The sequence below is a fragment of the Demequina sp. genome (assembly GCF_024642165.1).
Lineage (GTDB): Bacteria > Actinomycetota > Actinomycetes > Actinomycetales > Demequinaceae > Demequina.
The window spans coordinates 1-10,681 of record NZ_JAHEBP010000037.1; the positions used below are offsets into that span (position 1 = coordinate 1).

General features: G+C 71.8%; 10 protein-coding genes. All 10 read left to right on the plus strand.

Annotated elements, in window-relative coordinates; all coding sequences use genetic code 11:
- The first annotated feature begins 351 nt into the window (after positions 1 to 351).
- The 10 genes from Q0L54_RS05135 to panC all read left to right on the plus strand — a co-directional run bounded on the left by Q0L54_RS05135 (position 352) and on the right by panC (position 10,669).
- The gene (locus Q0L54_RS05135) at positions 352 to 1,191 is read left to right on the plus strand and encodes a type IV toxin-antitoxin system AbiEi family antitoxin domain-containing protein (RefSeq protein WP_296665966.1); all 840 of its coding nucleotides are present in this window, start codon (positions 352 to 354) and stop codon (positions 1,189 to 1,191) included.
- 224 nt (positions 1,192 to 1,415) lie between these two features.
- On the plus strand, positions 1,416 to 3,461 hold the full coding sequence (gene ftsH, locus Q0L54_RS05140) for an ATP-dependent zinc metalloprotease FtsH (protein WP_296665967.1): 2,046 nt from the start codon (positions 1,416 to 1,418) through the stop codon (positions 3,459 to 3,461).
- Between the two features lie 2 nt (positions 3,462 to 3,463).
- Positions 3,464 to 4,030 carry a GTP cyclohydrolase I FolE gene (folE, locus tag Q0L54_RS05145; RefSeq protein WP_366937936.1) on the plus strand — a complete coding sequence of 189 codons (567 nt, stop codon included), beginning with the start codon at positions 3,464 to 3,466 and terminating at the stop codon, positions 4,028 to 4,030.
- Between the two features lie 12 nt (positions 4,031 to 4,042).
- Positions 4,043 to 4,861, plus strand: coding sequence for a dihydropteroate synthase (folP, locus tag Q0L54_RS05150; RefSeq protein ID WP_296665971.1), 819 nt, complete (start codon positions 4,043 to 4,045; stop codon positions 4,859 to 4,861).
- A gap of 5 nt (positions 4,862 to 4,866) precedes the next feature.
- Positions 4,867 to 5,901: a 2-amino-4-hydroxy-6-hydroxymethyldihydropteridine diphosphokinase gene (gene folK / locus Q0L54_RS05155; protein ID WP_296665973.1), complete on the plus strand. Its 1,035-nt coding sequence runs from the start codon at positions 4,867 to 4,869 to the stop codon at positions 5,899 to 5,901.
- Between the two features lie 43 nt (positions 5,902 to 5,944).
- Positions 5,945 to 6,406 carry a DUF3180 domain-containing protein gene (locus tag Q0L54_RS05160; RefSeq protein WP_296665975.1) on the plus strand — a complete coding sequence of 154 codons (462 nt, stop codon included), beginning with the start codon at positions 5,945 to 5,947 and terminating at the stop codon, positions 6,404 to 6,406.
- A 376-nt stretch (positions 6,407 to 6,782) separates the two neighbouring features.
- Complete coding sequence (locus tag Q0L54_RS05165) at positions 6,783 to 7,265, plus strand: PH domain-containing protein (protein ID WP_296665977.1); 483 nt, start codon at positions 6,783 to 6,785, stop codon at positions 7,263 to 7,265.
- 5 nt (positions 7,266 to 7,270) lie between these two features.
- The gene (locus Q0L54_RS05170; protein ID WP_296665980.1) at positions 7,271 to 8,878 is read left to right on the plus strand and encodes a PH domain-containing protein; all 1,608 of its coding nucleotides are present in this window, start codon (positions 7,271 to 7,273) and stop codon (positions 8,876 to 8,878) included.
- A complete protein-coding gene (locus Q0L54_RS05175; RefSeq protein WP_296665982.1) occupies positions 8,871 to 9,797 on the plus strand; it encodes a DUF2520 domain-containing protein in 927 nt (308 codons plus the stop codon). The genes Q0L54_RS05170 and Q0L54_RS05175 overlap by 8 nt, the downstream gene beginning before the upstream one ends.
- Positions 9,797 to 10,669 (plus strand): pantoate--beta-alanine ligase, encoded by an 873-nt coding sequence (gene panC, locus Q0L54_RS05180; protein WP_296665984.1) that lies wholly within the window; start codon positions 9,797 to 9,799, stop codon positions 10,667 to 10,669. Before Q0L54_RS05175 ends, panC begins: the two co-directional genes overlap by 1 nt.
- Positions 10,670 to 10,681 lie beyond the last annotated feature (12 nt).

Consider the following 10,681-nt stretch of genomic DNA (forward strand, 5'->3'; position numbering starts at 1 on the left):
GTGGGCTACGGGCTCGACTTCGCGGAGAACTACCGGACGCTGCCGTTCGTGGCGGTGCTGAAGCCCGAGGTCTACGAGGCGTAGCGGGGTCCCCTTCCCTCCCCTTCCCTTCCCTGCCCTCCCTTGACACTGCGCACGGAGTTGGGCCGAGTTGCTCGGCGTGTCGGGCCGTTTCGCGGGTTTCTCGCGGCGTGTCGCGGCCAACTCCGTGCGCACTGTCAGGGAGTGGGGAGACTGTCAGCCGGTCGTGGGTGGGCTCGCGATGCGCACGGTCCCGCCGGCGGTCGACCTTGTCCACCGATCCGCGCAAAGGGCGGCCGGCCCGGGCTCGCGTGAGTCACGATCCGGTGCATGGATCCGGTGCGCGCGCTGCTCGACGCGGGTGGAGTATCCCGGTGGAAGGAGCTTCACGAGGCCGGCGTCTCGCGGGGAACGCTGCTGGCCAGCGTGGCTGAGGGCCGGGTCACGAGGCCGCACCGCGGTTGCTACGCACTCCCCGCCGCTCGATTCGAGGATGTCGACGCGACCATCTTCAGGGGCACACCGTGTTGTGTCTCGGTGCTCGTCGCGCACGAGGTGCCCGTGATTCCGTGGCCGATGCGGGCGCACGTCGCGGTGCCGGATTCGCGGAGCCTCGCCCGTCCTGGGCTGCGGCGCGTCGACCGCGTCGTGATTCACCGAAGTGTGAGGTACCCGATGCGGCGTATGGGCGAGATCGCGGTGGCGCTCGACCTCTGCTCCCACTGCCTCGAGCCGGCGGCGCAGTTGGCGGCGATCGAGGGCGCCGTACGCAAGGGCATCGTCGCGCGCGACGTGATCCGCGGCTTTCGCGTCACGAGCCCGAGTCGCCGGCGGTGGCTCGCGGCTCGACTCGATCCGAGCGCGGAGTCGCCCACGGAGACCCTCGCGCGGGTGGTGATGCGCGACGCCGGACTCGATGTGCGGCCCCAGGTCGACTTCGACCGCGTGGGTCGCGTCGACTTCCTGGTGGAGGGAAAGGTCATCGTGGAGTGCGACGGCAAGACGTACCACTCGGATCCCGAGGCGTTTCAGCGCGACCGCGACCGTGATCGCGCGTTGACGACCAGGGGTCACTTGGTGCTGCGGTACACCTACTTCGATGTGCTTCTCCGCCGCGGCGAGTTCGAACCCGACGTGCGGGCGACCCTGTGGCGCCACGGCGCCCGCTGATCCGCCGCATCGTCCCGTCTCACTGCCAGTCCGCGCCTTTGGCCTGCCCCTCCGCCCCTGACACTCCGCACGGAACGGCGAGCGACACCCCGACGTTCAACCCGGTATGAGTCACTTTCACCGGCGTGTCGTCCGCAACTCCGTGCGGAGTGTCAGAGGGGGAGGCACGCCGTGAGCGAAACCATTTCAGTCCCCACAGGCGCTCGCGTAGAGTCGACCCCACGATGAAGAATGTTCTCAAAGTGCGCATGATCCTCTTCTACGTGGCTGCCGCGGTGCTGGTGGGCTGGATGGTGTCCGGCCTGCTCAATCCCGGTCCCGCGAAGGTTGACACCTCCGAGGGTCTGGCGATGCTGCGCGCCCAGGTGGCCGAGCAGGTCAAGATCGTCGACGGCGATCAGCGCGTCGAGATGACGCTCGTGGACCCCGCCGACTTCCCCGAGGACGCCCCGGCGGAGTGGTCGGACCTGGGCGCCAAGGTCGAGTTCTTCTACGTCGCGCCGCAGGGCGAGGAGATCGTCACCGCCATCAAGGCCGCGGACCCGGCCCAGGGCTACAACTCCGAGGTTCCGCAGTCGAGCATCTGGGCCACGCTGGCCTTCACGTTCCTGCCGATCCTGCTGCTGGTGGGTCTGTTCTGGTTCCTCATGTCCAACATGCAGGGCGGGGGCGGCGGGCGCCTCATGCAGTTCGGCAAGTCGAAGGCGTCGCTGGTCACGCCCGACACCCCGACGGTGAAGTTCGACGACGTCGCCGGCGTGGACGAGGCGGTCGAGGAGCTCAAGGAGATCGAGGAGTTCCTCGAGAACCCCGCCAAGTTCCAGGCCGTGGGCGCCAAGATCCCGAAGGGCGTACTGCTCTACGGCCCGCCCGGCACCGGCAAGACCCTGCTCGCGCGCGCCGTCGCCGGCGAGGCGGGCGTGCCGTTCTTCTCGATCTCCGGCTCGGACTTCGTGGAGATGTTCGTGGGTGTGGGCGCGAGCCGCGTGCGCGACCTGTTCGAGCAGGCCAAGAAGAACAGCCCCGCCATCATCTTCGTGGACGAGATCGACGCGGTGGGCCGCCACCGCGGCGCCGGCCTGGGCGGCGGCCACGACGAGCGCGAGCAGACCCTCAACCAGATGCTGGTCGAGATGGACGGCTTCGACCTCAACACCAACGTCATCATGATCGCGGCCACCAACCGCCCCGACATCCTGGACCCGGCGCTGCTGCGCCCCGGCCGCTTCGACCGCCAGGTGGGCGTCGACGCTCCCGACCTCAAGGGACGCGTCAAGGTGCTGGACGTCCACGCCAAGGGCAAGCCCATCTCCCCGGAGGTGGACCTCGAGGCCCTCGCGCGCCGCACCCCGGGCTTCACGGGCGCGGACCTGGCGAACGTCCTCAACGAGGCCGCCCTGCTCACGGCCCGCCGCGAGCTGCAGCTGATCGGCCCGTCGGAGCTCGACGAGGCCATCGACCGCGTCATCGCCGGCCCGCAGAAGCGCACGCGTGTGATGAACGATCACGACAAGAAGGTCACCGCGTACCACGAGGGCGGTCACGCGCTGGTGGCGGCTGCGATGCGCCACACGGACCCGGTCACGAAGGTGACGATCTTGCCGCGCGGGCGGGCGCTGGGCTACACGATGGTGATGCCGCAGGAGGACCGCTACTCCAAGACGCGCCACCAGCTGCTCGACAACCTCGCGTACGCGATGGGCGGCCGCATCGCCGAGGAGCTGATCTTCGGCGACCCGTCCACCGGTGCCTCGAACGACATCCAGCAGGCCACCGAGATCGCCAGGCAGATGGTCACCGAGTACGGCATGTCCACCCGCATCGGCTCGGTGCGCCTCACGGGGAGCTCCGGCGAGGTGTTCCTGGGCCGCGACATGGGGCATGGCCGCGAGTTCTCCGAGAGCGTCGCGTCCACCATCGACTCCGAGATCCGCGCGCTGATGGACAACGCCATGGCCGAGGCGACGCAGGTGCTGGTGTCCAACCGCGCCCTGCTCGACCGCCTCGCCGAGCAGCTGCTCGAGAAGGAGACGCTCAACGAGGAGGAGCTCGCGGGCATCTTCGCCCACGTCGAGCAGATCCCCGAGCGCGACGAGTGGATCTCCGGATCCTGGATCGCGGGTGCGCCGGAAGCGGCCAAGGGCGGCGCCGTCGACGTGCCGGTCAAGGTGGCCGATGCACCGGTGAAGGACGATGCGTCCGTCACCGTGGGCGCGGTCGCGGAGGGCACCGTCCCTGCCCCCGAGCTGGTCGAGCCCAGGGACGAGTGACCGTGGCCGTCGACAGGCCCCGTATCGAGGCCGCCGTGCGCGAGATCCTCGCCGCGGTGGGTGAGGACCCGGACCGCGACGGACTGGTGGACACGCCGTCGCGGGTGGCGCGGGCGTACGAGGAGTTCTTCGGCGGCCTGCACCAGGACCCCGCGGACGTGCTCAGCGCCGTGTTCGAGCTGGGCCACGAGGAGATGATCCTGGTCAAGGACATCGAGCTCTATTCGATGTGCGAGCACCACCTGGTCCCGTTCCACGGGGTCGCCCACGTCGCGTACATCCCCGGCACGGACGGCCGCATCACCGGACTGAGCAAGTTGGCTCGCTTGGTGGACGTGTTCGCCAAGCGGCCCCAGGTCCAGGAGCGGCTCACCACCCAGGTGGCGGACGCCCTGGTCGACGAGCTCGGCGCGCGCGGCGTGATCGTGGTGGTCGAGGCCGAACACCTCTGCATGTCCATGCGCGGCGTCCGCAAGCCCGGCTCGCGCACCGTCACCTCCGCGGTGCGCGGCGTGATGCGCGACGCCGCCACGCGCGCCGAGGCGATGAGCCTCATCGTGGGCAAGTAGGGAGCGGACGCGGTGACGCTCGTCATGGGCATCCTCAACGTCACGCCGGACTCCTTCTCCGACGGAGGGATGTTCGTGCAGCTCGACGCCGCCGTCGCCCGCGGCGTGGAGCTCGCACAGGACGGCGCGGACCTGATCGACGTGGGCGGCGAGTCCACCCGCCCCGGGGCCGTGCGCGTCCCCGTCGACGAGGAGCAGCGGCGCGTGGTCCCGGTGATCCGCGCCCTGTCGCAGTCGGGCGTGGCCACCAGCATCGACACCATGAACGCCGCGACCGCGCGCGCCGCCGTGGAGGCCGGCGCGAGCATCGTCAACGACGTCTCGGGCGGGCTCGCCGATCCCGCGATGGCCGCCACGGTGGCGGACCTCGACGTCGACTTCGTCGCCATGCACTGGCGGGCGCACTCGACACAGATGGACCGCCTCGACCGCTACGAGGACGTGGTCGCCGAGGTGGCTGCCGAGCTCGACGCGCGCGTCGCCGCCCTGGTGGCCGCGGGCGTCCCCGAGGGCCGCATCGTCCTGGATCCGGGCCTCGGATTCGCGAAGGTGACGGACTCCAATTGGCCCCTGCTCGCCCGCATGGACGAGTGGGCGCGCGGCCGCCGCGTGCTCGTGGGCGCCTCCCGCAAGCGCTTCCTGGGCGCCGCGATCGCGCGCCGTGGGGTCGACGCCGCGGACCCCGCCGCGCGCGAGCACGCGACCACCGCGGTGACCACCTTGGCCGCGGCCGCGGGCGTGTGGGCGGTGCGGGTGCACGATGCGCGGGCGGCGGTCGACGCCGTGCGGGTCGTGTCTGCGTGGCATGCGGCCGGCTTTGGGAGAGGATGAGGACCATGACGACGCCGACTTTCACCCCGTACATCAAGGACGGGATCGAGCTGGACCAGATCATCGTGCAGGGGATCCGGATGACCGCCTTCCACGGCGTGTACGCCCCCGAGAAGGAATCCGGGCAGCTGTTCCTCGCCGATGTGGTGGCGCATGTCTCGACCCGCGCGGCCGCCACTCGCGACGAGCTCAGGCGCACCGCCAACTACTCGGACATCGCGGACCGCGCGGCCGACGTGCTGGGCGGCGACCCCGCGGACCTGCTCGAGACCGTCGCTGAGCACATCGCGCGATCGGTGCTCGAGATGGAGGGCGTGCACTGCGTCGACGTGGTGGTCCACAAGCCGCAGGCGCCGCTGCACGTGGAGTTCCGCGACGTCATGGTCAAGATCCGCCGCGACATGAAGTCGGGGTCGCTGTGGGCGGACAAGCGCATCGGCTCCTCGGCGGGCGGCTCGGGCGACCCGTTCGGCGCGCCGCCGCGGGCCATGGACCCGGCCGATGAGCAGCCGCTCAAGCCCGTGATGGCGTACCTCGCGCTGGGCGGCAACATCGGCGACGTCGACACCACGTTCCGCGAGGCGCTGTGGGAGATGCACAAGATCCCCGGCATCGCGGTGCAGCGCGCCTCCTCGCTCTTCAAGACCGCGCCGGTGGGCGGCCCCGATCAGGACGACTTCCTCAACGTGGTGGTCGAGGTCCAGACCGCGCTGGCGCCCCGCGAGCTGCTGGCCGCGTGCCAGGGCGTCGAGGTGTTGCACGGCCGGGAGCGGCTCGAGGAGAACGGCCCGCGCACGCTGGACATCGACATCGTCGCGTTCGGGGATCTCGTGCTCGACACCGAGGACCTCACGGTGCCGCATCCGCGCGCCACCGAGCGCGCGTTCGTGATGCAGCCGTGGGCGACCCTGGTGCCCGAGTTCGTGGTGCCGGGCCTGGGGCGCGTCGCGGACATCGCCGCCGCGGTGGGTTCCCGCGGGGTCGAGCTGATCGCCCAGAAGTGGCCCGCCACGCAGGAGACCCCGGCGCACCAGGAGTGACGCTCGTGCTCTCTGCGCCCGTACCGCCGCGATCGGGGCCCGCGTGTCCCCGCTGAGCCGTCCCCGCCTGGCCCTGCTGGGCGCGCTCATGGCGGCGGTGGGATGGGCGATCACGCGGATGCTGGTGAGCGCCGGCCGCTCGCCGCTGCCCGTCCCGTGGACCGTGCTGGTGGTGTCCGTGGGGGCGGCGGTGCTCGCGCTGGTGCTCGGATGGTCGGTGCGCCAGTACCGCAAGGGCAAGAATCCCGGGCTCACCGGGCTGCGGGCGGCCCGCACCGTGGTCTACGCGCATGCGTGTGCCTACTCGGGCGCGATCGTGGGCGGGGCCTATGCCGGGTACGGATTGGCGTTGGCGCTCGACTGGGGTCACCTGCCCCGGCGCGAGGTGGCGATCTCCGCGCTGGTCGCCGCGCTGGGCGGGCTCGCGCTGGTGGTCGCGGGCCTGATCGCCGAGCACTGGTGCCGCGACGACGAGCAGCGTGACAAGGGCGGCGCCCCGGCCTGAGGCCGAGCCCGCGCCCGTCGTGCCCGCGCCCCCTCCCGGAATGGGTAGATGGCGGTCGGTTCTGGGCGATCCGCGCGTCGCAGGGGTAGGTGGCGGACGTTTCGGCGTCCACACCCCGCGGACCCGAACCCGGGCCGAGCCCTGGGCCGGACTCCGAAGGTCCCCTCCCGATGCGCGCTCCGTGAGCCTCGAGAATTGCCCGTAGCGACCACGACCTACCCGTGCGATGCACCAACCTGGCGAAATCGACTGCCATCTACCCATTCGAGGAAGGGAAGGGAAGGGAAGGGAAGGGAAGGGAAGGGAAGGGAAGGGGGAGGCGTGCGGTGAGACCCGCACTGCGTGGGCCGGCCGCGCCGCCTGGCAGACTGGACCCATGAGCTGGTACGAGAACGCCCAGGCACCGTGGATCTACGTGTCGCGACGCCTCATCACGGCCCGACTCGTGTCCCTCTGGATCACGATGGGCGTGCTGATCCTCGTGGGTACCGCCGCCGCGGTCCTGGGCTCGCTCTTCTGGCTGCTCCTCCTCCCCGCCGCAGCGGTGATCGCCGGCCTGTGGGGAACGTTCCTGGTGTTCCGCCAGGTCACCGCGCACGCGTGGGCCGAGGGCGACGAGGACCTGATGGTCAAGCGCGGCCGCATGTTCCGCTCGGTCACGGTGGTGCCCTACGGCCGCATGCAGTTCGTCGACGTCAAGGCGGGCCCGTTGGACCGCGCGCTCGGCATCGCGACCGTTCAGCTCCACACCGCCTCGCCGGGCACCGACGCGTCCATCGCGGGTGTCCCCGCGGACGAGGCCGCCCGCCTTCGCGACCGCCTCACCACCCGCGGCGAGGCCCGCCTGTCCGGCCTGTGACCCCCATGACCGAGCACGTCTACTCCGCACCTCGGGACTGGACCCGCGTCCACCCGGTCTCGCCCCTGCTGGGAGGGTGGGCGTTCTTCGGCCTCCTCGCCGCCTACCTCATCCACCAGCGGCTGCCCGACTGGGTCGACGGCGGCGACGAGACGTTCGCGTTCTTCGACCGGTTCCCCCTGCTGGGCCTGATCGTGGCGGCCTTCCTGGGCTTTCTGGTCGCGATCTCCGTCTCGGTCTGGCAGTGGCGCCGCACCACGTACCGGATCGGCGACGACGCCGTGTACCTGCGCCAGGGCATCGTCACCCAGCAGCAGCGCCAGGCCCGGCTCGACCGCCTGCAGGCCGTGGACGTGGTGCAGCCCCTGCTCGCCCGCATCTTCGGCTTCGCCGCCCTCAACATCCAGGTCGCGGGCGGCGACAAGTCGGGTGTGGAGCTCAAGTTCCTCCGGCTCGGCGACGCCGAGGCGCTGCGCAACGAGATCCTCGCCCTCGCCGCCGGCGCACGGGACACGCGGGACGATGCGGCGCCCGGGCAGGCGCCCGGGGATGCGCCGGGTGTCGCCACCGGCGCGGCCCCCGCATCGGCCCCCCGCCTGCGCGACCTGGGCGCGCACCTCTCCGAGCGCGCCGACGCGCTGTCCCGACCCGATGACATCCTCCACGGGACGGAGCGGGTGCGCACCGCCGTCGCCGCCACCGAGGAGCGCCCCGTCTACTCCGTGCCGCCCGGCCGGCTGTTCGGCTCGATCCTGCTGTCAGGCGCCACGTTCACGCTGCTGACGATGCTGCTGATCGGCGGGATCGCGACGCTGTTCTTCAACGTCGACGTGCTGGGTGGGTTGGTGGCGGCGGTGGGCACCAGCCTGGTCGCGGGCGTGACGGCGATCGCCGGTCTGCTGGGCATCTTCTGGACGCGGTTCAACGGAGGCTTCAACTTCGCGGCGGGCATCTCCGCGGATGGGCTGAGGTTGCGCCACGGCCTCACCGAGACTCGCCGCCAGACCGTCCCGCCCGGGCGCGTGGCCGCGATCCGGCTGCACCAGCCGCTGCTGTGGCGAGCGAAGGACTGGTGGCGCGTCACCATCAACGTCGCGGGCTACGGCAACAGCAACGAGTCCGTGTCCGTGCTCCACCCCGTGGCGACCCGCGACGAGGCCCTGCGCGCCGTCTGGCTGGTGCTGCCCGACCTGGGCGACCCGGATCCCGCGGGCACGCTCGGCCGCGCGATGTCCGGCGTGGGCGAGGAGGGCGGCTTCCTCACCAGCCCCGACGCGGCGCGGCGCCTGGACCCGTTCCAGTGGCGCTTCCGGGGCGTGCGCGCCACCGACCGCGCGCTGCTGATCCGCCGCGGCCGCTGGGAGCGCGAGCTGTTCGTGGTCCCGCACGAGCGCACGCAGTCGCTGGGCCTGACCCAGGGCCCGCTGCGCAGGTCGCTCGGACTCGCCAACGTCGAGGTGCACTCGACCCAGGGGCCCGTGAAGCCGGTGGCCGCGCACCTGGCGCTCGAGGACGCGCGCGTGCTGCTCGATGCGCAGGCCGAGCGCGCCCGCGAGGGCCGCCGCCACCAGACGCCGGAGCAGTGGATGAGGGCCGTGGGCCTCCATGGATGAGCGCGAGATCACCGGCGCGAGCCGCCGCCCCGGCCGCCTGCGCGTGGGCGTGGTGGGCGCCGGCCGTGTGGGCACGGTGCTCGCCGCGGCACTGCGGCAGGCCGGGCACGAGGTGGTTGCGGCGTCCGGAGTGTCGGACGCGTCCGTCGACCGCATCGAGACGATGCTGCGCGGAGTCCCCAACGTTCCTCCCGACGAGGTGGTCAAGGCCGCCGAGCTGGTGCTGCTCACCGTCCCCGACGACGAGATCGGTCCCGTCGCGGCCGGCCTCGCGAAGCTGGGCGTGTGGCGACCCGGCCAACTGGTGATCCACACCTCCGGCCGCCACGGGATCTCCGTGCTGGCCGATGCGGTGGGCCCCGGCATCGTCCCCCTCGCCATCCATCCGGCCATGACCTTCACGGGCACGTCGATGGACCTGGCCCGCCTGGTCGACGCCGTGTTCGCCGTCACCGCGCCGCCCGGGATGCTGCCGATCGCGCAGGCGCTGGTGGTGGAGATGGGCGGCGAGCCCGTGTGCATCGAGGAGTGGGACCGGCCGCTGTATCACGCGGCCCTGGTGCACGGCGCGAATCACGTGGTCACCGCCGTGACGCAGGCGAGCGCGATGCTGGCCCGCATCGGCATCGAGGAGCCCGGTCGGGTGCTGGGCCCCCTCACTCACGCCTCGGTGGATGGGGCCCTCCGCGACGCCCCCGGAGCGGTCGCGTCGCTCACGGGACCGGTGGTCCGCGGCGACGCCGGCACGGTCGCCGCCCACCTGCAGGCCCTCGAGACGCAGCCCGAGGCGCGGTTCGCCTACCGGGCCATGGCGCGCGCCACGGCGGACCTCGCGCTGCGCGGCGGGCGCATCGGCCCCGCGCAGTACGCGGACCTGATCGCTACGCTCGGCACAGAACCACCCGGAAGGGGTGAGTGATGCGCATCGTCCACACCGCAGCGGAGCTGCGCGGCATTGCGAGCCGGCCCGGCCGCCGCGACGGCGACCGCGCCAGCCGCGCCGTGGTCATGACCATGGGCGCGTTGCACCCGGGCCACCTTGCGCTCGTGCGCGCGGCGCGGGAGTCCGCGGACGAGGTGATCGTCACCATCTTCGTCAACCCCCTCCAGTTCGACGATGCCGCGGACCTGAACCGCTACCCGCGCACCCTCGAGGCGGACTGCGCGCTGCTCGAGCCGCTGGGCGTGAACGTGGTCTTCGCCCCCTCGCTCGAGGAGGTTTACCCGGCGGGCTACCCGGTGGTGACCGTCTCCGCCGGCAAGATCGGCGCGGTGCTGGAGGGCGCGCATCGTCCCGGCCACTTCGACGGCATGCTGACCGTGGTCTGCAAGATGCTCAACCTGACGCGTCCCGACCTCGCGTTCTTCGGGCAGAAGGACGCGCAGCAGGTGATCGCGGTCCGCACCATGGTGAGGGACCTGTCCATCCCCACCGAGATCATCGCGGTCCCCACCGTGCGGGACGCCGACGGCCTCGCGCTGTCCTCCCGCAACGTGTTCCTCAAGCCCGCGGAACGCACCCGCGCGCTGGTCCTGTCGCGGGCATTGAACGCGGCCGATGCGGCGGCCAGGTCCGGCGGGTCCCTGGGTGAGGCGGTGGCGGCGGGGCGGCACACGCTCGCCGAGGTGCCCGAGGTGGTGGTCGACTACTTCGATGCGCTCGATCCCGTCTCGGCGCACCCGCTCGAGGACGGGTATCGCGGTCAGACGGTGATCGCCGTGGCGGCCCGCGTGGGCTCGACGCGGCTCATCGACAACGTGATCACGCGCATCGGCGGGGTGCTGGGCTGAATTCGGCCGCGC

Excerpts from the sequence above, each read along its gene's own strand:
- Q0L54_RS05135 (WP_296665966.1), top strand. The coding sequence starts at position 352 with ATGGATCCGGTGCGCGCGCTGCTCGACGCGGGTGGAGTATCCCGGTGG.
- ftsH (WP_296665967.1), top strand. The coding sequence starts at position 1,416 with ATGAAGAATGTTCTCAAAGTGCGCATGATCCTCTTCTACGTGGCTGCC.
- folK (WP_296665973.1), top strand. The coding sequence starts at position 4,867 with ATGACGACGCCGACTTTCACCCCGTACATCAAGGACGGGATCGAGCTG.
- Q0L54_RS05165 (WP_296665977.1), top strand. The coding sequence starts at position 6,783 with ATGAGCTGGTACGAGAACGCCCAGGCACCGTGGATCTACGTGTCGCGA.
- Q0L54_RS05170 (WP_296665980.1), top strand. The coding sequence starts at position 7,271 with ATGACCGAGCACGTCTACTCCGCACCTCGGGACTGGACCCGCGTCCAC.
- Q0L54_RS05175 (WP_296665982.1), top strand. The coding sequence starts at position 8,871 with ATGGATGAGCGCGAGATCACCGGCGCGAGCCGCCGCCCCGGCCGCCTG.
- panC (WP_296665984.1), top strand. The coding sequence starts at position 9,797 with ATGCGCATCGTCCACACCGCAGCGGAGCTGCGCGGCATTGCGAGCCGG.